The 21,476-nt window shown below is 47.1% G+C and carries 14 protein-coding genes, 1 tRNA gene and 1 rRNA gene; 12 read left to right on the top strand and 4 right to left on the bottom strand.

Annotated elements, in window-relative coordinates; all coding sequences use genetic code 11:
• Positions 1-37 precede the first annotated feature (37 nt).
• Positions 38-1,996 carry a peptide transporter gene (locus ACHZCY_RS22410; protein ID WP_205223851.1) on the top strand — a complete coding sequence of 653 codons (1,959 nt, stop codon included), beginning with the start codon at positions 38-40 and terminating at the stop codon, positions 1,994-1,996.
• A gap of 130 nt (positions 1,997-2,126) precedes the next feature.
• Here the strand turns inward: ACHZCY_RS22410 and ACHZCY_RS22405 are convergent, their stop codons facing one another.
• Positions 2,127-3,857, bottom strand: a complete 1,731-nt coding sequence (locus ACHZCY_RS22405; protein WP_319550463.1) for an AAA family ATPase — start codon at positions 3,855-3,857, stop codon at positions 2,127-2,129.
• 1,045 nt (positions 3,858-4,902) lie between these two features.
• Between ACHZCY_RS22405 and ACHZCY_RS22400 the strand changes: the two genes are divergently transcribed.
• On the top strand, positions 4,903-5,559 hold the full coding sequence (locus ACHZCY_RS22400; RefSeq protein ID WP_319550462.1) for a PEP-CTERM sorting domain-containing protein: 657 nt from the start codon (positions 4,903-4,905) through the stop codon (positions 5,557-5,559).
• A gap of 168 nt (positions 5,560-5,727) precedes the next feature.
• Entirely contained in the window at positions 5,728-6,408 is a 681-nt protein-coding gene (gene aat, locus ACHZCY_RS22395) for a leucyl/phenylalanyl-tRNA--protein transferase (protein WP_319550461.1), read from the top strand.
• A 208-nt stretch (positions 6,409-6,616) separates the two neighbouring features.
• Here the strand turns inward: aat and ACHZCY_RS22390 are convergent, their stop codons facing one another.
• Positions 6,617-8,725 carry a RelA/SpoT family protein gene (locus ACHZCY_RS22390; RefSeq protein ID WP_319550460.1) on the bottom strand — a complete coding sequence of 703 codons (2,109 nt, stop codon included), beginning with the start codon at positions 8,723-8,725 and terminating at the stop codon, positions 6,617-6,619.
• 163 nt (positions 8,726-8,888) lie between these two features.
• Here ACHZCY_RS22390 and rnr point away from each other — a divergent pair, with 163 nt between their 5' ends.
• The 3 genes from rnr to ACHZCY_RS22375 all read left to right on the top strand — a co-directional run bounded on the left by rnr (position 8,889) and on the right by ACHZCY_RS22375 (position 12,747).
• Positions 8,889-11,093 (top strand): ribonuclease R, encoded by a 2,205-nt coding sequence (rnr, locus tag ACHZCY_RS22385; RefSeq protein ID WP_319550459.1) that lies wholly within the window; start codon positions 8,889-8,891, stop codon positions 11,091-11,093.
• Between the two features lie 276 nt (positions 11,094-11,369).
• Positions 11,370-11,876 carry a hypothetical protein gene (locus ACHZCY_RS22380; protein ID WP_205223848.1) on the top strand — a complete coding sequence of 169 codons (507 nt, stop codon included), beginning with the start codon at positions 11,370-11,372 and terminating at the stop codon, positions 11,874-11,876.
• Positions 11,877-11,991: 115 nt separating this feature from the next.
• Entirely contained in the window at positions 11,992-12,747 is a 756-nt protein-coding gene (locus tag ACHZCY_RS22375) for an RNA methyltransferase (protein ID WP_319550458.1), read from the top strand.
• On the opposite strand, the gene ACHZCY_RS22370 is transcribed toward ACHZCY_RS22375, so the two are convergent.
• Both ACHZCY_RS22370 and ACHZCY_RS22365 read right to left on the bottom strand, forming a co-directional pair.
• Positions 12,733-13,374: an endonuclease III domain-containing protein gene (locus ACHZCY_RS22370; RefSeq protein ID WP_319550457.1), complete on the bottom strand. Its 642-nt coding sequence runs from the start codon at positions 13,372-13,374 to the stop codon at positions 12,733-12,735. The genes ACHZCY_RS22375 and ACHZCY_RS22370 overlap by 15 nt on opposite strands.
• A gap of 8 nt (positions 13,375-13,382) precedes the next feature.
• Positions 13,383-14,471 (bottom strand): 6-phosphofructokinase, encoded by a 1,089-nt coding sequence (locus ACHZCY_RS22365; protein ID WP_205223845.1) that lies wholly within the window; start codon positions 14,469-14,471, stop codon positions 13,383-13,385.
• Positions 14,472-14,835: 364 nt separating this feature from the next.
• On the opposite strand from ACHZCY_RS22365, the gene ACHZCY_RS22360 reads away from it, so the two are divergent.
• The 6 genes from ACHZCY_RS22360 (at position 14,836) to ACHZCY_RS22335 (ending at position 21,314) form a co-directional block, all read left to right on the top strand.
• Positions 14,836-15,168 carry an IscA/HesB family protein gene (locus ACHZCY_RS22360; RefSeq protein WP_369125065.1) on the top strand — a complete coding sequence of 111 codons (333 nt, stop codon included), beginning with the start codon at positions 14,836-14,838 and terminating at the stop codon, positions 15,166-15,168.
• 365 nt (positions 15,169-15,533) lie between these two features.
• Complete coding sequence (locus tag ACHZCY_RS22355) at positions 15,534-15,869, top strand: IscA/HesB family protein (protein WP_205223842.1); 336 nt, start codon at positions 15,534-15,536, stop codon at positions 15,867-15,869.
• Between the two features lie 177 nt (positions 15,870-16,046).
• On the top strand, positions 16,047-18,638 hold the full coding sequence (gene clpB, locus ACHZCY_RS22350; protein WP_319550456.1) for an ATP-dependent chaperone ClpB: 2,592 nt from the start codon (positions 16,047-16,049) through the stop codon (positions 18,636-18,638).
• Positions 18,639-18,866: 228 nt separating this feature from the next.
• Positions 18,867-19,154: a hypothetical protein gene (locus tag ACHZCY_RS22345; RefSeq protein ID WP_205223840.1), complete on the top strand. Its 288-nt coding sequence runs from the start codon at positions 18,867-18,869 to the stop codon at positions 19,152-19,154.
• A 284-nt stretch (positions 19,155-19,438) separates the two neighbouring features.
• A 16S ribosomal RNA gene (locus ACHZCY_RS22340) occupies positions 19,439-20,995 on the top strand.
• Positions 20,996-21,236: 241 nt separating this feature from the next.
• A tRNA-Ile gene (locus tag ACHZCY_RS22335) sits at positions 21,237-21,314 on the top strand.
• The last annotated feature ends 162 nt before the right edge of the window (positions 21,315-21,476 follow it).

Here is a 21,476-nt window from a genome sequence, read left to right as displayed (position 1 = left end):
AAAATAGCAAACACCAGTCAACAGGTAAAACAGTCGCATGTATGATGACAAGGAACTAAAAGAATACAGGGATCTGCTCAAGACTCCTGAAACATTTGAAGAGGGCTTTGATTGGAAAACCGTTGTCGGAGCGATTTTCATCGGTTTTCTCATGATGCCCGGTTCCATGTACCTGCAGTTGGTTATCGGATCTGGGATTGGCCCTGCTGCCCGCTGGGTGACGATTATTCTTTTTGCGGAAATTGCCAAAAGAGCACACACGAATCTGCGGCAGCAAGAAATTTTCATCCTCTATTACATGGCCGGGGCTGCATTGGCATCCCCTTTTCAAGGGTTGTTATGGAGCCAATACCTCGTACAGTCCGATGCAGCCAAGATGCTTGGAGTTGCAGAGTTTATCCCGACGTGGATTGCACCTGGTGCCGGCTCGGAATCCCTTCTGCAGAGAACCTTTCTCCACCGGGACTGGCTTATCCCCATCCTGCTTCTTGTGGGTTCACAGATTATCCAAAGGGTCGACCGATTTGGCCTGGGGTACGCGCTATACAGAATTACTTCAGATGTGGAAAAGCTCCCTTTTCCCATGGCACCGGTCGGGGCATTGGGAACCATGGCCCTTGCCGAGTCTACCGAAGAAAAAAAAACAGGATGGAAATGGCGAGTCTTTTCCATTGGTGCGGTTATAGGGCTGGCCTTTGGCGGCATTTATGTTTTGCTGCCGGTTGTGTCCGGCTTAATTTTTACTGAACCGATACGGTTGATTCCCATACCATGGATTGAGTTGACCAGACACACCGAAGAAGTCCTGCCTGCGGTGGCAACAGGCATCCAGTTAGATCTCGGCCTGGTGTTCATCGGAATGGTGCTCCCTTTCTGGGCGGTTATGGGCGGCATGATCGGGTTAATTATCACGATTTTCCTAAACCCGATCCTCTGGGACAAGGGCATTTTGCACCGCTGGCACCAGGGTATGGGTACGGTGGATACCGTGTTTGCCAATAATTTTGATTTTTACATGAGCTTTGGCATCGGGCTTGGACTCGCCATAGGAGTTATCGGCATCTGGTCGGTCATCCGCTCCTTTAGTAAAAGCGGAGCTGAACGGGGGACACTCAAGGACCTCTTCAACCCACCGGCCGGCAGAGGGGATTTCAACTTCTGGATATCCATTGGTATCTATGTTTGCTCCACCCTGTCCTACGTGCTGCTCTGTATGTGGCTGGTGCCCAACTTTCCCTGGATTTTCTTCCTTGGCTATGGCTTTATCTACACACCGATCATTTCTTACATCACTGCCAGGATGGAGGGTATTGCCGGTCAGTTTGTGAGCCTGCCGCTTGTAAGGGAAGCAAGCTTTATCGCCGGGGCTAAATATTTCGGCTACCAGGGAATTGAGATCTGGTATGCGCCGATCCCTATCCATAATTACGGCGAGGCAACAGTCGGGTTCAGGGAAATTGAACTGACAGGCACCTCGTTGCGCGGCATCATCAAGGCTGAACTGGTAGTTTTCCCGGTGGTCATGATCTCCAGTTTACTTTTTTCCCAGTTTATCTGGCGGCTGGCACCCATACCCTCTGCGAGCTATCCGTATGCCCAAGAACTGTGGCATTTACAAGCCCTGAACACGCTTCTGATGCAGACTTCAACACTGGAGGGCAACTCTCTCTTCTTCCAGGCACTGAAGGCGTCCTATGTGTTTTCCGGCCTGGGGCTGGGTTTGGTCATGTATATGATCCTTAGCGTTCTAGGCCTGCCTGTGTTGCTGATTTACGGGGTGGTCAGGGGACTTGGTCAATCAACCCCCCATGGCATTATCCTGGAAGTTGCAGGAGCCCTGCTGGGGCGCTATTACTTCCACAAACGCTATGGCTCCATGTGGCGACAGTATGCACCTGTCCTGCTGGCAGGCTTTGCCTGTGGTATGGGATTAACAGGTATGTTTGCCATGGGATTTGCGCTCATTCTCAAATCGTTGAGCTACATGGCCTACTGAGAAAGAAACGAGTGATGTATTTAACTGGGATTTCTGATCAGTTCAGGCGGTGGCAGGTTCAAAATTTTTGGTAGTAATACTGAACAAGATGGCGCCGCAAAAGAGATACATTCCTACGGCGCCATCAGTATTAATCTTCTGTTTTCTTCAAGGCATCATTGATCGACACAGCATAGGGGTGATGTTTGCGTAAAAAAACCGGCATAATATTGCGCTCTTTTCGGGCCTGGTCCATGGAATCGTAAATTCCATAATAAACGAACAGAGTTGGAGGCGACGATTTTTTACGCAGAATATAGAGCTGATCCTTAATGTCGTGATACTGATCCTGGACCAGCATCCTTTTCAGGTTGCCCTCTGCGTTGTTGGAGGTCAGCATCATCAATTGAATAGTATACCCTCCACGAAAAGCCTCTGCCAGCCAGCCTGCACTTGCTCGACGACGCTCACGGAAAAGCAGCTCACCGTCCCGCCCCTTATACATCACCTTTTCCGAAGGTCTCTCTACAGGCTCTTGGGCAGCTACTTCGGGAGGAGGCTCGGTAGCGACAACAGGGGGCGCATCAGGAGCCCGCTTTTTGCCCTCCGGCCGGACTATAATGATAGCCGGTTTTTTTGATTCCGCCTTTATCTGGGTAGAGGCAGGAGGAGTTTCCTGAACAACAGGCGTATCAAGAGGTTCAACAATGACATCCTCCTCAATGGCAACGCTTTCGGGTGCCTGGGTGAGTTCAGCCACAGGCGGCGGCACTACCTCTCCATTTTTCTCTTCTGCGAGTTCTTTTTCCGGGTCAGCCGCAGGCACTGAAATCGTTTCCACCGGCGGCTCAACAGCCGGCACGCCGGCTGTCGTTTCGATCGCATTTTCCTGTTCAGGAGGCAAGGACAGAGCAACCGGATCAAGTTGTTCTTCTCCTCCGGAAACCAACATTCCGATCACAAACACCAAAATAATTGCTGCTGCTCCGGCACCAGCAAGCAACTTGTTTTCCTGAAAAAAACCAACTGCACCTTCCAGCTTCTCCGTCACCCTCGTTACCAGGGGAGTCGCATGCTCATCAGTCTCATCGTCAACAGTTACATGATCCAACAGCACCATGAACGATTTCACTGAACAGGAATTCTGCAGTGACTCCTCGGCTAAGATATTGATCATCCGCATATTACCTTGGGAAGATGTATAAATCTTAGCAAGAGCACCATCAGAGAAAAAATCTTCATGCTGGTCTAAAGAAAGCCCGGCGGCCTCCAACCGATACATGAGGTATTCGCTGGTCTCTTCTTCGTCCAATGGCTCGAGATAATGTCCGGCGTTGATATCCACATTGGCACAATAAATCGCCAGTTGCTCTAGGTTTGCATCAAGACCAGGGCGACCGGCAAGAACGATACGCAACACATCGCTTTCCTCGGCCTCACAGATAGATCGCACCAATCGTTCCAGCGTTGCTAGAAAGAGCTTTTCCGCCTCATCGACGATTATCAGCACCTTCTTATTCTGTTGGCGCCGCTTGTCCAATAATCCATGCAGTTCATGCATAAAATTAACCGACTCGTGTCCGCCGGAAGGATGCATTCCAAGATCCAGGCAAATGACGCGTAATAGGTCATCAAAGGAACCTATGGGATTATCAAGATAGACAACATCAGTATTGCCGGGAATCTTATTGGCAACGATACGGCAGATGAGCGTTTTGCCGGACCCTTCACTGCCGATAAACTTAACCAGAGGTTTGCCGGCAATGATATCGCTGATTAAGGCCTTGCAGACAACTTCTCTTTGACCGCCGGGATAGAAGATATTGACATCAGGTTCTTCCTTAAACGGTTCGTAATGTAAGTTAAAATGTTCCAGATACATGGGCGATATATTTAAAATGCTGTGTAAATTTGAGGAAAAAAGCAGTCTCTAGTGCCTAATTTTATCACAAGTCATTCGATTATCAATGACTTAGCATCTCCTGTAAACCTCTTTTTTACCGCTAGGCACTCTTTTCTCTCCTTTTTAGTAATAATATACCTTGTTTTCTCTGTATCGGCTCCTAACAATACTCTTACACAAACTGCCACTGGAAGCTTCTCCTGTTTCACATCCTTGTACAACCTGCATTCAATTATCAATATGATGTAACGCATCGGATTTATATTTTTATCACTTTACCGACAACGTTCCAAACCAAATTAATTTAACCATTTATATAAAAACGATTCTATTACCCCCCTTAAAAAAATATAGTTGCTCCAAACTCGACACCACCAGTCCATGCCATAGTTAAAGCGTATTTTCACAACTGACGTTGGCAAGAACCCTACTTTTCCTTATTTTCGGAAAAAATGTAATGTGCAGAAAAATTATAATTTATAAAAAAAATTTGTACCAGTTCTCCACAAACTCTTTGCGATCAATTTTGCCGACACCACTCACGTCAACCGTCTGTCAAAACAGACACTAAATTTGGATTGTAGCCTGCAGGCCGTAAAATAACCACGGTGCTGTTACCAGCGCCGTGGCCGATGCAACCAAGCGTAGTTTGGCTGTGTTGTTCAAGGTGTCTAGGCAAGGAGCTCGATATAGTCAGCACCGAGATTCATGGCGGCTCAGCCGTCATGAATAAAGACTAATGACTCAGACTCCTCATTTAAGAACCTTTCCATACAACCCTCCTTTATTTTTTCCGTAAAAACGAAAAAAATAAGAAAAAATACGGTTTATTGAAAGCCGAAAGATAGTTTCGTAGATTAACGAGTAGAACGAACTACCGCGAATATTTTTTTCCCTAATAAATCCAATAAATTAAAAAACTTTACTCCACCAGGTCTTTTCTGGCATTATTCCTGCTTGTCCAGCTTACAAACCAATTAATGCTTTTCAAAAATCACAACAAACAATAGCAAAAGGAAAAAGTATGCAAACCTTAAAACAAGTGTTTATTGCAGTAACATTACTTTCTTTACTTACAATTAATGCTTATGCTCTTCCTTCGTCTGGGGACACTGTGGTTCTACAAAATGGCGATTTCGGAACAACTGCCGGTGGTGAATTCGATATCTTTGTCAATGGATCAACTACTCGGAACTACATAAGCTTTTGCCTTGAGAGAGATGAAAACATAAGATATGGTACAGAATATGTCATTTCTAGCATCAGCAATTATGCTGAGTTGGGTGGACTTGGTGGTCAAGATGCCACTGGTAAAGACAGCATAGACGTTAAAACAGCCTGGATCTACTGGAATTACCTTTATGGTAACCTTTCAGCATGGGGTACAGAAGACGCATTAGCCAATCTAGTACAAAAATCAATTTGGGAAATAGAAGGCGAAGGAACCTTTTCCAGTAATGATAGTTTTTTAGACTTTGTGGACAATTTAGGAAGCTGGGAGATAGCTGGTAATGTCCAAGCGATGAACATAGTTAGATACGAAAGCGATGGCGAAACAATAAAAGAGTACCATCAGAGTCAACTCATTGCAGATCCTGTCCCAGAACCAACCACCATGCTCCTTTTCGGAACTGGTATAGCAGCACTCGCAGGCGTAAGCAGGAGAAAAATGAGAAAGTAGCCATACACACTCATCTCAATGTAAAAAGGCAGGCCTTAGGGTCTGCCTTTTTTATTTTATCGACATCCTCGCTTCTTAGGGTGAAATTCCATTTATTCCAGGTATAGTTACCACCAAATATGTTCTCTCTTACAAACAACTACCTGTGTATAAACTTCACCTTTATCCATGCCCGTTTTTCGCCTTATAGATGACCTGATCTTTCCTGCCACCGACCTTGCCGAACCGGAGGGACTCCTTGCCATTGGGGGAGATCTTTCACCGGAGCGATTACTCATGGCTTATACCAACGGCATCTTTCCCTGGTACACAGAAGGGGAACCATTACTCTGGTGGTCACCCGCGCCAAGACTTGTCCTCTTCCCTGAAGAATTTCACATGCCGCGCAGCCTTCGCCGCAGCATCAACAAAAAAAAATTTACCGTCACCGCAGATACCGCCTTTGCAGAGGTTATCACCTCCTGCTCCCAGGCCGGTCATCGCGACCTGGAGGGAACCTGGATTACCGCAGCCATGCAGCAAGCCTATATCCGCCTCCATGAACTCGGCTTTGCCCATTCCATTGAATGCTGGCATGAGGGGAGACTGGCCGGTGGACTCTATGGGGTGTGTATAGACAGCTTCTTTTTTGGCGAATCCATGTTCACCACTATTACAGATGCATCTAAGGTTGCGCTGGCTACCTTGGCCAACAACGCAAACGCCCTTAACATTGCCATTATTGACTGTCAAATGACCACAGAACATCTTGTTCGTTTTGGAGCAAGGGAAATTTCCAGAGAGCAATTTCAGGAACAGCTGGACATACAGATCGACTCGTGCAAGCCGCAAAAAAAATGGCGTCTGTAGAAGCAGGTAAGGAGGGGACCTGCAAACAGACGCCAATCAGGAAGGACATGATTACCAATTGAAGGGTGTTCAGGTCTTCAACCGGTACTGACTGATCCTGCACTGCCATACAATGACCAGTCGAAAGCAGGTTGTTCTCGCCCTGCCATGACTTGTATTATAAGTACCACAATGTGCCTGTCAAGAAAAATTATTCATCCCCCATACATTACATGTCCAAGTCAAAATCATAGCGCAGGGAAGAGCGGGCAAAGTGACGGTTGATTTTTTTGAGCCCATACAGGTTAGGGACAGTAAAATTAATTTCCCAGTCACCGACTTGAGAGACGCCACGCCCTAAATAGACAATATCCGTCACTTTCATCTCCAATGGAGCGACAGAAAGCAACATGAACAATCGATGGCGGTTGACTTCCATAACAATCAGCTTCTGTGATTTATCTATTTTTGTTTCCTTGAGCTTCCACCGTACTTCCACTGCGTCTTCCCGTTGAAACTTAATCCGTTGTAACTGTTCACAATCTTTACGGTGCAACGACAAACCACGCTCACTCAACAGGCCAATAACTCCTTTATCCAACGGTGTCGGTTTACAACAGGCAGAAGATTTCATGACCACCGGGTCCAAAGTAGTAAGATCGACCCGGTTAAAGACCCCGGTGGGCTGATACAAAGTGGGCCGACCAACATACAACCCATTGCGAATCTCGTAAATAAGTTCTCGCAGCCTGACATGCCCTACGCCTAGCTGAAGAAAAAGCTCTTCAAGGGAATCAAGCTTAAAGTATGCCAAGATATCGGCCATCCCCTGTTTTTCAATCACCTCAAAAGGCACACCATAACGCCGCATCTCCTGACGCAAAACAGAAGCGCCGATGTCCGTGAGTACCTTTTCCCGACGTAACCGAAATGCCTTTGCCAACTCTGAACGTGCACGTGATGTTTGGCACTTCCTCTGGGTGTCATAATCAAAATTAACAGGCTTGTCCTGGCGCAGTACCTTGACGACATTGCCATCTCTGAGCTTTGCATGGACATCGACCTTACGATTACCAATCATGGCTCCGACACAAGTATGGCCAATGGCTGTATGAACACGAAAGGCGAAATCAAGCACAACTGAGTTGACCGGGAGACAGACAAGATCACCTTGGGGCGTGTAGGTATAGATCTCTTTTCGCCCTCTGGCCGCAATCAGGTCGCGATACGACACCGAATCCTCGCTGCCGAGGATATCAAACATCTCTTGAATTTCTTTAACAAAACGAACTTTAGCCTTACCGCCCTCATTCCAATCGCGGACAAGTCCTCGTTGAGCCCTACGGGCCATACTTTCTGTGCGGATCTTAAAAAGGTACTTGCGGCCGCCTATATTGCATCGTGCATGAAGCCCTTGATAACCGGAGGGCTTAGGATTGGCTATAAAATCTCGAATGGTTCTCGGGATTGGTGGATAGATGACATTCAATGTGCCCAAGGCAGTGTAGCAGTCTTTCCGCTGGCCAACAAGTACCAACACCTCCTGGGGTGTCTCAATCTCCTGAATAAGGATACGATGACGAAAATCATAGTACCCCCATAACCCCTTGGTTCGTAGTGTTATCTTGCTCTCGATCCCAGCCTTACTTAATGCCTGCTGGGCATTGGCAATGATTTCCAGAGAAGCAGGATCGTTTTTCAGCTTGTTTATCTTGAGTTGCAGCTTATTTCCCTGACGCGGATATTTATATGCCAAGGCAAGGTTATACAGTTCTCGCTTGATATCAAACAGCCCAAGAATGGTTGCCAGGGGAGCATAAATGTCCAACGTTTCTGCTGCTATCTTCTGCCTTTTACGGCGAGGCATGGAAGAAAGGGTACGCAGATTATGCAACCTGTCTGCAAGTTTTACCAGCATCACCTCAAGCCGCGCTGCCGCACCACTAAAAATTTTCCGGTGGACAAGCTTTTTAAAAGTCTGCCGGTCCCCCGAATAATTGGTTACCTTAGTGCATCCATCAACAATCGCTTCCACAGTGGGACCAAAGTGATGGCGAATCGTTTCGTTGGTAATACTCTCAACATCCTCAACCGTATCATGCAACAGCGCTGCTGCCAGCATCTCCGGATCAGTGATATCAAGTTCTTCTGCAAGAATACGGGCAACACTGCACGGATGCATAATGTAGGGATCGCCTGAACGACGCCATTGATCCCCATGGGCATCAAATGCGAAATCCAATGCATCCCAAAAGACTTGTCCCTCAGCACTTTGATCGACAAAGCGCCCCATAACCTCTTTATAAGCAGGAATATCAAAAGAGGATTTATGCATCATAGTTGCCCAAATGGACCTGTTTTTCTGTTTTTATCATCCAGATAGTGTAGGATTAAATTCATGCTTTGCTGCAAGCTTGCCCTGCAGTGTAGCAGATTGTCATTATCCAACAAAGTAAATTCTCCTGCCACAGGCTCCTGAAGACCGACATCAACGATATAAAATGACCAGAAAAAACAATCATCGGCTGCGAAACAAATCCGCCGCCAGAAAGAACCATAGAAAATCACGCTCAACAGACTCCAGCATGCCCCTGATTGAGCAAAAAGTGACGAACATACTGGTCAACCAAAAAAAGCCGATATCGCTGTCAGATATTGCAGCGGCCATACACCTTTCCAGAAAGGAGAGACCTCGCCTGGCTAAGCTGCTTGAAGAGATGACGACCAAAAAAAAATTACAGAAGAAAGGGAAACGGTTCTGCCTTGCCTTCGGTAAAGACCTGGTGCGTGCAAAATTAGACCTTACGGCAAAGGGGTTTGGCTTTGCTACAGTAGAAAACCAGGCCCCCAAAGAAAAAGATATCTTTATTGCTGCTAGAGACCTCAACGGTGCAAGCCATGGCGACACGATACTGGTAGCCATAACGCACTTTGCCAGGGGGCGGAGGGAAGGCAGGGTTATTCAGGTACTCTCTCGAGCCATCACAAGTCTTTGCGGCATTTTCAATGCAAGCGGTACAAGCGGTTATGTAACTCCTGATAACGACAGGCTCCCCTACACGGTGCTTATCGGTAAGGATAACACCTCTAATGCAGAGGACGGTATGGCTGTAGTCGTGGAAATAATTGACTACGGTAACGAACGGCAATCACCACAAGGAAAGATCACCCAAATCCTCGGCGATCCCTACAACACCGAGGTGCAAATAAGGATGGCCATACTGGAGGCCAAGCTTCGCGATCATTTTCCCGATGCAGTTACCGCACAAGCAGAAAAACTTCAGCCGCTTACCACATGCAGCGATGATCGGCAAGATCTGCAGCATATTCCACATGTAACCATTGACGGTGCTGATGCCCGTGACTTTGATGATGCCATAGCGGTAGAACAGACAGCCACCGGTTTTACCCTGTATGTTTCCATAGCCGACGTCAGCCACTATGTTAAACCCGGATCTGCAATAGATCAGGAGGCGTACGCCCGTGGTACAAGCGTTTATCTCCCAGACAGGGTACTGCCAATGCTTCCCGAGCGGTTATCCAATAATCTCTGCAGCCTGGTTCCGGAAAAACCCCGCCCTGCATTTACAGCCATATTACGCTTTGACAAAACAGGCCATCGAATTGATGAACAATATACAAAAAGCCTGATTAAGAGCAGGCGTCGTTTCACCTACTCAACCATTTATCAACTCTTATACCAACAGGACCAGCTTCTTCTCCAGCAACATGCCGACCTTCTGCCCATGCTGGAAAATGCGAAGACGCTCACCACCCTACTCGCAGGGCAAAGAGCTCGACGCGGCAGCCTCGGTTTCAACATACCCGAGCCATCCATACAGGTTGCTCAAGGTAAGGTGACAACCATCACCTTGAGCGAAAGAAATCAAGCACACATGTTAATTGAAGAGTGTATGCTTGCGGCCAATGAAGCTGTTGCCGAAACGCTCGCCACCCATGGCCGCCAGGCATTGTTCAGGATACATGAAAACCCAGACCCGGCAAAAGTAGAGAGCTTTGTCGATGTTTGCAAGGCATTGGCCGTAATCATACCAACAACCGCTAAAACTCCAGCCTGGTTTGCAGAGGTTATTGCAACTACTGCCGGCACCCCCCGTGAGTATGTCATCAACAATCTCCTGCTCCGTACGATGCAGCAAGCAAGATATGCTGCTGAAAACACCGGTCACTTTGGACTTGCCGCAGAGTACTACCTCCATTTTACCTCCCCCATCAGGCGCTACCCGGATTTGATTGCCCACCGAGCACTGCATGCCCTGCTCAGACGCGAAACAGGTGACACTCGTCTGCTCCCACAATCATCCGGCTACAACGCTCTTGTAGAGGCAGGAAAAAACCTTTCTGGTTGCGAACGTAAAGCCATTACGGTTGAACGAAACGTCCATGCCCGGTTAGCGGCGGTCTACATGAGGGACAAAGTGGGGGAACAGTACCCGGCCGTTATTTCCGGGGTCACCTCTTTTGGTCTTTTTGTAGAATTACAGAAAGAGTATATCAGTGGAGCCATTCCGGTTCAAACCATGAAAGACGATTATTATCTTCATGATGCAAAACGGCATCGCCTCATTGGAGAACGGACAAACCGTATCCTCCAACTAGGAGATACAGTGGAGGTTACACTCGACCATGTGGACATTCTCAGTAAACGCATTACCTTTTCCCTTGCTACGGCAGAAGACAACTGAGCAGGTTCTGCTCATTGACCATGGATGATTGCAACTGCAGTTTCTCTTGACGAAGCAGCCTATTTCAAATAAAACCCAGCTTGACTATGCGCATGGCTGACAAACGCTAAGGAGAAGAATGTAAATTCCATCCTGTGGACACCCAATTATCCCCAGACACAACTCTTCGACAAAACACGTAGTATTTTACACAGAGGACAACGACAACATAAGCGTAGTGAATGTCAAGTCGCCCTCTCATCTTATAAGAAAAAGGCTTTATTTCGAGGTATCAACATGGAAGAAACAAGCTGGATAGGCAGCATATTAGGTAACCCTTTCCTACGGGGCCTTCTCATTGGACTCGCAATCGCATTTATTCTCTGGGTAAAGGCACTTTTCAAAATACGTGATCTCAACAGCAACCTGAAAAAATTGCGTGAACATCTGCACACCAAACTGGAAATTGACTCTGAAGAAAACGAGCGCCGTAAAATAGAGACCGACAAACTGAAACAGGAACGAGACAACCTGCGCAACATGGTCCAGGTGCTCAATCAAAAACCTGGCCGACAGGAACTCCGCCAGACACAGGTCTACCAGAAAGCAATTGAAATCATGTTTGAGAAATCACCAGGCTTTGCTCCTGCCTGGCAGATTACACTTAAAGACGCTGAAGAGGAAATCAAACGGGCGGAAAGGGGGATTATTCCTTTCTTTAAACGTATGACCACCAACTCTTCAACACCAGCAGAAAAACCCGGCAAACGTCACCTGGAACTCGAAGAATCAACCGGTAGCTGAGCCTAACATTACCAACTTCCTCTTTTTACCGGAACTCCGCCTTGGAGTTCCGGCAATATCTTTTTTCTGCGCTCCTGCAAACACGACCACCTGCCTCTCGCTTCCCTACCCTACAATGAACGACACACAACACAGCCCTGAACACACGATGATCGCTCTCATCCTGGTACGACCGAAATATCCTGAAAACATAGGCGCTTCAGCACGTATAGCCCATAACTTCGGCATTCAAAAACTGATCGTTGTTACCGACGAACAGCCGGATAAAGACAAAATGCTTAAGATGGCCACGCACAAAGCTGCACACATGATCCATGAAATGGAGATATATGCAACAACAGCGGAAGCAGCCCGTCCCTTTCATTCCATCGTAGCAACCACGGCCAGACAGGGGAGGCAAAGGCCGCAAAAGATGAGTCCACGACGGGTGATGCAGGAATTTGCGCCACTGGTGGCGGGGAACAAGGTGGCCATCATGTTCGGTCCTGAAAATGCCGGCCTCACCAACGAAGATGTCGACCTGTGCCAGTTCACCTCCACAATCCCCACAGCGGATTTTTCCTCGCTCAATCTTGCTCAGGCGGTGGCCATACATTGCTATGAGCTCTACACAGTCCTGCCCGATGTTGTCCACCCTCACAATAAAACCCAGGAATATGCCAACTCATACGATCTTGAAGGCATGTATGAGCACATAGAACAGGCCCTCCTTCAGATCACCTTTCTCCACGATACCAACCAAACCTACTGGATGCGTAATATTCGTCAGTTTTTAAGCAGAATCAGACTGAGGAAAAAAGAGGCCAGCATGATTCGCGGGATCTGTAGAAAATTTATCTGGCATCAAACCAAAAAATCAGATCCCGTATAAAGGGCAGCTGCTGCACGCGGGATTTTTTTTCCGGCAATACTGCTTGCCGACCTGTACCAATAACGCGTGATATTCATTGAACACCTTGACATCAGCGTTCAAATTATCCATGAACAATGCCTGCATTTCCTCGTAACTGGTTGTCTCCCCCACAAGGTTATGCCGACTCAAAACGCGATAGGTATACGTATCAACGACAAAAACAGGAAACTGAGCAGCATAAAGAAGAATAGAATCAGCAGTTTCCTGACCAATCCCTTTGACACTCAAAAGCTGAGCTCGCAATTGTGTGAGTGGCTGCGCTAAAAAACCAGCCACGGTCCCATCTCCATGAGTGACTATGCAGCGACATAAGTTCAGCAGGCGAGTAGCCTTGATATTGTAGTAGCCTGCAGGACGAATATATTCTGCCAGCAATCCGGAAGGCAATTCGACCATCTTTTCCAGGCTGAGCAGCCCTGCGTCCTTAAGCCTTTGCATGGCCTTTTCCACATTGCCCCAGTTAGTATTTTGGGTCAATATAGCGCCCACCATTACTTCAAAAGGTGTTTCTCCCGGCCACCAGCTTTGCGGGCCGAAATGATCCATGAGCCTGGTATACATTTCACTGAGTGCATCTGCGGCCATTGGTTTCTTTAATCCCCCAGACAGATGCCAATTTCACGAGCGGTAAGCACTTTATCACTACTCAAGTCCACCTTTTTTCGCCTGCAGATAGCATCCGCAATGGGTACCGATGTCATTGTAGGCGGGGTCCAGGCTACCATATGATCAAACATTTCCGCCTCAGCCATCCGAACCGCTGCGGCACCGAAGCGAAGGGCAAGGAGCCTGTCAAAGGTCGTAGGAGAGCCGCCCCGCTGAAGATGCCCCAGTACCAGCGAGCGTGTATCCTTGCCAAGCCGGTCACGGATCTCAGCTGCAACCCACTCACCGACACCACCGAGCACCACCTCATCTCTGCCAAGTTCACCTTTACCTTTACTCATTACCTGCCCCCCTTCGGAGGCAGCTCCTTCAGCAACCACTACGATTGAATAATGCTTGTCATGCAATTCATTATCGGCAATCTTTTCGCAAACTGCATCAAGACTAAAAGGGATCTCAGGGATAAGAATAACATCGGCGCCACCGGAGATACCTGAATACAACGCTATCCACCCTGATTCTCGTCCCATCACTTCAACAACCATCACTCTATCATGGGATTTTGCAGTAGAATGCAGCTTATCAATGGCATCGGTAGCGGTGGAAACGGCAGTATCAAAACCAAATGTCCGATCAGTCGCTTCCAGGTCATTATCAATGGTTTTGGGTACCCCGATAACGGGCATCCCTTTCTGAGCAAAACGGTGGGCTATATCCAGGCTTCCATCACCACCGATAGCCACGTGACAAAAAAAGCCCATTCGTTTAAAGTTGCTCAAAATTTTATCCGAAATATCAACTATTTTAATTTCACCTGCAAGATTTTCGACCGGTACTGCAAACGGATTTCCCTTATTGGTTGAGCCAAGAATAGTCCCCCCCACTGGAAGAATCCCCTCAACATCTTCCGGAGAAAGGCGCACCAAATCATCCCGGTCCAATAAGCCGCCATAGCCCGAGCGGCTGCCATACACCTCCCATCCCTTTCTGGTTGCAGATTTAACCACCGCAAAAATTACCGCATTAAGACCAGGGGCATCTCCACCGCCGGTGGATATTAAAATTTTTTCACGCATTCTGTCTGATAATATGAAAATTTTTTTATTTTCTAGATGCACTTCAACTTTGGAAAAGGAGAGAATGCATATTCGACATTACAAAAAACAAAGTGTAGAGACTGGGAACAGTTTTGACAACATCTTTCAACACTTCGCTCTCATTTGCTTCCGATTCACGTCCTCCTCTCCGTATACAAAGAGGACTTCCCTATTTTGACATTCTATGGTAAAGGGCTTTTTCATTTCAGATATACGTAATTTCATGCAGATGACATTGGCTTGTCGCCCTGTATTGACTTTACATATCAACTGCCTTAACGTAATATTTACGTCAGAACACATTCCCTGTAAGGGATAAAGAAAGGAAACTTAGGAGGTATGAATGTTTGAAGTAACGGAATCAGCCATAAAAAATCTCAAATCCTATATGGAGCAAAACAGCATTGATTCTGCTGTCCGCATCGCCTTGATGCAGGGCGGTTGAGCTGGCCCATCTTTGGGATTGGCTCTGGATGAGCCAAAAGATAACGATAAAACGTTTGAAGAAGACGCTATAAAATTCCTGGTTGAAGATAGTCTGTTGACTACCTGCGGTGCAATCAAAGTTGATTTCCTCGAAGCAGGATATAGATCAGGTTTTTCCATAACCTCAACAAATCCAATTGGCGGTGGTGGCTGCAGTTCAGGATCCTGCTCTTCAGGATCGTGCGGTTGATTACAAGGAACCATTTTCTTGTACACAAGCCCCTGCCTCCCGGCAGGGGCTTTTTTTTGATCAAAAGAAAGCCCTGTAACTCCTGGAGGCAGCTAACAAAGTCGTACCACTGGTAACTTTATTTAGCCATTATGCTTGTCCAGTTAAAAACAAGGGGTACATATCCGAGCCCGTTGATTTACTGCCTTTTCGCCCAATCTCTTCGTTATGTTAAAAAAATAATCCTCGGAATATCAAATATATGCCTGTGGTTATTTTTTGATCATGCCTCGACCTTGAACGAAAATTCTTGTAAATCAACAAACTCATATCTCACTATCATGTTTCCCGTTAAATAATTATTTGAGAACTCACAGGAGATACATATGTTTGAAATTACAGAATCGGCCCTAGAAAACCTTACATCTTACCTGCAGCAAAATAACACGGAGTCGGCCATCCGCATTGCGCTGATGCAGGGTGGTTGTGCAGGTCCCGCATTGGGCTTAGCACTAGATGATGTAAAAGATAACGATACCACCTTTCAAGAGGGCACTCTTCAATTTTTGATAGAAAAAGAACTGCTCTCCACCTGTGGGGCCGTAAAAATTGATTTCGTAGAGGCAGAACACGGTTCTGGATTTTCAATAACCTCAACAAATCCCGTTGGCGGTGGTGGCTGCAGTTCCGGGTCATGCGCCTCTGGATCGTGTTGCTCATAGCAAAAATATAATTTCACTAAAATGCCTTTGTCACTTGACAAAGGCATTTTTTTATGAGCAAAAACAAAACAAAAGCCTGGTGTGCCAAAATCTTGACACACTACTTTTCATCCTTACTTTCTCCGATATAAAATTTTTTACCCTCAACCCTCCCATAGGGAAAAAAGGAGAAATACAATGCAACTCGATAAATTCACTCTCAAGTCACAGGAGGCAATTCAAAATGCCCACAACCTTGCCCAAAATGGCGGCAACCAGGAAATACAGCCGGAACACTTACTCAAGGCAATCCTGGAGCAGCCCGAAGGAGTGGTCGTTCCTGTTTTACAAAAAATGGGAATAACGCCAAGCCTCATCCTCAAAGAAACCAATTCCTTAATTAGTGAATTACCCCAAGTCACGGGTGCCGGAGCAAATCAATCATATGCTTCGCCACAATTTCGCACCCTGCTTGAACAGGCATTTAAAACGGCCGCCAACATGCAGGACGAATATGTCTCACAGGAACACCTCTTCCTGACCATGCTCGCCACACAGAATCTCAAGGTAGCATCCATGCTTAAACGCATGGGAATTACCAGCGATAAATTCCTGCAAGCCCTAACTTCAATAAGGGGTAACCAGAGGGTGACTGACCCCTACCCTGAAGAAAAGTATCAAGCCCTTGAAAAATACGCTCGCAATCTAACAGATGTGGCAAGACAGGAAAAACTTGACCCTGTGATTGGCAGAGATGAAGAGATTCGACGTATCATCCAGGTACTTTCCAGAAGAACCAAAAACAACCCGGTCCTGATTGGCGAACCTGGAGTCGGTAAAACCGCTATTATCGAAGGCCTTGCCCAGCGGATAGTCAACGGAGATATCCCTTCAACCCTTGAGGGCAAACAGGTTATAGCGCTTGACCTGGGAGCCCTTGTTGCCGGGGCTAAATATAGGGGGGAATTTGAAGACCGACTCAAAGCTGTAATCAAAGAGGTAGAAAAAAGAGCAGGCGAAATAATCCTTTTCATCGATGAGATGCACACTCTTGTGGGGGCAGGAGCAGCAGAGGGCTCCATGGATGCGTCTAACATGCTCAAACCCGCACTTGCAAGAGGGGAGCTGCATTGTGTCGGCGCGACCACACTCGATGAATACCGAAAATACATTGAAAAAGATGCGGCTCTTGAACGGCGCTTTCAACCAGTGCTTGTTCAGGAACCAAGCGAAGAGGACACCATAGCTATTTTACGAGGCATTAAGGAAAAATACGAAGTGCACCATGGCGTCAGGATACAGGACTCCGCTACCGTAGCGGCTGTATCTTTGTCAAGCAGGTATATAACCGACAGGTTTTTACCGGACAAAGCAATCGATCTTATCGACGAAGCTGCATCACGATTGCGTATCGAAATAGACTCGATGCCGACTGAAATTGATCAGTTGGAGCGAAAAAAAATAAAACTTGAAATTGAGCAAGAAGCCTTAAAAAAAGAAAAAGACCAAACATCTAAAGAGCGCCTGCAAGAACTCAAACAATATCTGGCCAACTTGGATGACGAATTAAAAGCCATGAAAGGTCGGTGGAGCCTTGAACGTGACATTATCCAGTCAATTCGGGATATTAAAGCAAACATAGATGAAGCGAGAATGGAAGAGCAGCGTGCTGAGCGCAGCGGCGAACTCAGTAAAGTGGCAGAAATCCGCTACGGCAAGATTGTTCAACTCGAACAAGACCTTGAGTCCGCAAACAAAAAACTTGCTGATATTCAAGAAAACAATCCCATGCTCAAAGAGGAGGTTTCAGAAGAAGACGTAGCCGCCGTTGTTGCCAAGTGGACAGGAATTCCTGTTGACAAGTTGCTCGAAGGGGAAAAAGAGAAATTGGTTCAGGCGGACAATGTGCTCGCCAAAAGAGTCATTGGTCAAAAAGAAGCCATCCATGCTGTTGCCAACGCGGTTCGCCGGGCAAGGGCAGGTCTTCAGGATCCAGACAGACCCTTGGGCTCATTTATTTTTCTCGGCCCGACAGGGGTGGGAAAAACAGAGCTGGCTCGTTCACTGGCAGAGTTTCTATTCGACTCGGAATCAGCCATGATCCGAATCGACATGTCTGAGTACATGGAAAAGCATTCGGTAGCGCGCCTCATTGGGGCACCTCCGGGCTATGTTGGGTACGATGAAGGGGGCATGCTTACCGAAGCTGTCAGAAGACGCCCCTATGCTGTCATTCTTCTTGATGAGATCGAAAAAGCCCACCCGGACATTTTTAACGTCTTGCTCCAGGTGCTTGACGACGGACGAATGACAGACGGAAAAGGCCGTACAGTTGACTTCAAGAACACTTTACTGATCATGACCTCCAACCTTGGCAGCCAGCTAATTATGGAGATGGGCCAAACAAACCCGGATGAACTGCGCCGCCAGATTGACGATTTGCTTCACCGGCAGTTCAAGCCGGAATTTCTGAATAGAGTTGACGAGTTAATAACATTCCACAGTCTCAGTAAAGAAGATCTGGAACAAATAGTGGACATCCAGATTAAGCGGATGAGGAAAAGGCTGGCAGACCAAAAATTTGAAATAACCCTTAGCAACGATGCAATTCAATTTCTGGTCAATGCAGGCTATGAACCCGCATTCGGCGCAAGACCACTCAAAAGAGCAATAAGGCGCTACATTGAAGACCCCTTGGCACTGGAGATTCTTGAAGGTAGATTCGTAACCGGTGATCATATACAGGTATCAGCGAACCTCGACAATCAATTACATTTCAGTAAAAAGTAATCCCCTCCCAGCTTTTCTAAACAGAAGAAAAGCTGGGCTTTTTAACATTTCACCCAACCGTGAAGATTATTTCGGATAAAAAATCCCCAGTCTCCTTATCCAAGCAAACAATTTAATATGGTTCTCTCAATGAGAAGTAAAACAGAGATTGCCATTTTAAAAGGGTTCGACTAGATAGCGCTTTTGCAAACACTCTACCAGGACACCAAGATAAAAAAAGGATAGAAAATGGCATCAGAAATAGAAGAGCTGACAATCAACTATGAGGAAGACGGCTTAGTAGTAGTAAAGGAACTCGACAAAGAGGTCCTTTCAAAGGGAGCATGGACTACTATCCTCTTTTGCTACCAGGAATACAATAGAACCAAGGAAGAATACGGTCCGGAAAAATACTCGATAAGAAGGTATCAAAAAAGAAATGGTCAGTATATTCCAAAATCAAAATTTAATATCTCAAGCGCTGCACAAGCTGAAAAGATCATTACGACCTTAACAAAATGGACAGCCGACAAATAAGAGGAGGATCATACCTAAGTCCGCGCTTCTTCCCACAATTGACTGCCCCTACAACTGGGTTCAAAGCACCGTAAACCGAAAAACGAACGAACAAGAGCCTTTTTGCTTGACTCAAAAAAGCAACTACTGTATATTTGCCGCTCCGCTGAAAACCACAGCGGCTTTGTGCTGTCACAGCACTTTACCTTGATCTTTGACAACTGAACAGTAAACAAGCGGGCCAATTGATTTTGGTTTTTTTTGAAGTAAGTAAGTCCAATCGTAAGTGATTGTGGCTAGGATATAAACTGGAGAGTTTGATTCTGGCTCAGAACGAACGCTGGCGGCGTGCTTAACACATGCAAGTCGAACGCGAACGGATTCTTCGGAATTCTAGTAGAGTGGCGCACGGGTGAGTAACGCGTAGATAACCTGTCCTTATGTCTGGGATACCCCACCGAAAGGTGGACTAATACCGGATGTTCTTGTTTTTCATAAGCGTAATAAGAAAAGGTGGCCTCTGATTTAAGCTACTGCATGAGGAGGGGTCTGCGTACCATTAGCTAGTTGGTGGGGTAAGAGCCTACCAAGGCATCGATGGTTAGCGGGTCTGAGAGGATGATCCGTCACACTGGCACTGAAACACGGGCCAGACTCCTACGGGAGGCAGCAGTGAGGAATATTGCGCAATGGGGGCAACCCTGACGCAGCGACGCCGCGTGAGTGAGGAAGGCTTTCGGGTCGTAAAGCTCTGTCAAAAGGGAAGAAATGCATAATGATTAATACTTATTATGTTTGACGGTACCTTTAAAGGAAGCACCGGCTAACTCCGTGCCAGCAGCCGCGGTAATACGGAGGGTGCAAGCGTTGTTCGGAATTACTGGGCGTAAAGGGCACGCAGGCGGCCTGATAAGTCAGATGTGAAAGCCCACGGCTTAACCGTGGAAGTGCATTTGAAACTATTAGGCTTGAGTATCAGAGGGGAAAGTGGAATTCCTGGTGTAGAGGTGAAATTCGTAGATATCAGGAGGAATACCAGTGGCGAAGGCGACTTTCTGGCTGAATACTGACGCTGAGGTGCGAAAGCGTGGGGAGCAAACAGGATTAGATACCCTGGTAGTCCACGCCGTAAACGATGTCAACTAGGTGTAGGGGGTGTTGATCCCCTCTGTGCCGCAGCTAACGCATTAAGTTGACCGCCTGGGGAGTACGGTCGCAAGATTAAAACTCAAAGAAATTGACGGGGGCCCGCACAAGCGGTGGAGTATGTGGTTTAATTCGATGCAACGCGAAGAACCTTACCTGGTCTTGACATCCCAAGAATCTTCTAGAAATAGAAGAGTGCTTTTCGGAGAACTTGGTGACAGGTGCTGCATGGCTGTCGTCAGCTCGTGTCGTGAGATGTTGGGTTAAGTCCCGCAACGAGCGCAACCCTTGCCTTTAGTTGCTAGCAGTTCGGCTGAGCACTCTAAAGGGACTGCCGGTGTCAAACCGGAGGAAGGTGGGGATGACGTCAAGTCCTCATGGCCTTTATGACCAGGGCTACACACGTACTACAATGGCCGGTACAAAGGGCAGCGACAGGGCGACCTGAAGCGAATCCCGTAAAGCCGGTCTCAGTCCGGATTGGAGTCTGCAACTCGACTCCATGAAGTCGGAATCGCTAGTAATCGTGGATCAGCATGCCACGGTGAATACGTTCCCGGGCCTTGTACACACCGCCCGTCACACCACGGGAGTCGGTTGTACCAGAAGCAGTTGACCAAACCTTCGGGATGGAGGCTGCCAAGGTATGGCTGGTAACTGGGGTGAAGTCGTAACAAGGTAGCCCTAGGGGAACCTGGGGCTGGATCACCTCCTTTATAAGGATATGCAGCTTAGACTGCAAAGGGATCAACCCCGCTTGTTTTACTGTTCAGTTTTGAGAGATCAAGGATAAGCAGTCATAGGCACACCATCTTTGCACGGACGCGACTGCCCGCATAGATAGGTTATAGCGAGCAATCACGCCTGCACAAATCTGGAGCACCTCTGACGCTTACAAGGCGCTCGAAAAAGAACCGTGTGGCTATAATCTTTGTGAAGATTTTAGATCAAGGTCATGGGCCTATAGCTCAGCTTGGTTAGAGCGCACGCCTGATAAGCGTGAGGTCGGTGGTTCAAGTCCACCTAGGCCCACCAGATCAGAAGTCAGATGACAGAGGTCAGAAGACAGAAAGAGGGTGTGGCTTGGAAGGCGTTGACAACCAGGTTGAGTTTGAATAAGTGCAGCATCCTTGAGGGACGTAAACGTTTTTAAGTGCCTCAGGTTTGTCCGATTTCCTCAGCTTGCCATAGATATGC

It is taken from the genome of Desulfogranum marinum, assembly GCF_963675105.2.
In the GTDB taxonomy this organism is placed as follows: Bacteria; Desulfobacterota; Desulfobulbia; order Desulfobulbales; family Desulfobulbaceae; genus Desulfogranum; species Desulfogranum marinum.
This window is presented reverse-complemented; position numbering and strand designations above follow the sequence as displayed.

Coding starts and splice junctions, on each gene's coding strand:
- ACHZCY_RS22410 (WP_205223851.1), top strand. CDS start 38: ATGTATGATGACAAGGAACTAAAAGAATACAGGGATCTGCTCAAGACT.
- ACHZCY_RS22405 (WP_319550463.1), bottom strand. CDS start 3,857: ATGTATCTGGAACATTTTAACTTACATTACGAACCGTTTAAGGAAGAA.
- ACHZCY_RS22400 (WP_319550462.1), top strand. CDS start 4,903: ATGCAAACCTTAAAACAAGTGTTTATTGCAGTAACATTACTTTCTTTA.
- aat (WP_319550461.1), top strand. CDS start 5,728: ATGCCCGTTTTTCGCCTTATAGATGACCTGATCTTTCCTGCCACCGAC.
- ACHZCY_RS22390 (WP_319550460.1), bottom strand. CDS start 8,725: ATGATGCATAAATCCTCTTTTGATATTCCTGCTTATAAAGAGGTTATG.
- rnr (WP_319550459.1), top strand. CDS start 8,889: ATGACCAGAAAAAACAATCATCGGCTGCGAAACAAATCCGCCGCCAGA.
- ACHZCY_RS22380 (WP_205223848.1), top strand. CDS start 11,370: ATGGAAGAAACAAGCTGGATAGGCAGCATATTAGGTAACCCTTTCCTA.
- ACHZCY_RS22375 (WP_319550458.1), top strand. CDS start 11,992: ATGAACGACACACAACACAGCCCTGAACACACGATGATCGCTCTCATC.
- ACHZCY_RS22370 (WP_319550457.1), bottom strand. CDS start 13,374: ATGGCCGCAGATGCACTCAGTGAAATGTATACCAGGCTCATGGATCAT.
- ACHZCY_RS22365 (WP_205223845.1), bottom strand. CDS start 14,471: ATGCGTGAAAAAATTTTAATATCCACCGGCGGTGGAGATGCCCCTGGT.
- ACHZCY_RS22355 (WP_205223842.1), top strand. CDS start 15,534: ATGTTTGAAATTACAGAATCGGCCCTAGAAAACCTTACATCTTACCTG.
- clpB (WP_319550456.1), top strand. CDS start 16,047: ATGCAACTCGATAAATTCACTCTCAAGTCACAGGAGGCAATTCAAAAT.
- ACHZCY_RS22345 (WP_205223840.1), top strand. CDS start 18,867: ATGGCATCAGAAATAGAAGAGCTGACAATCAACTATGAGGAAGACGGC.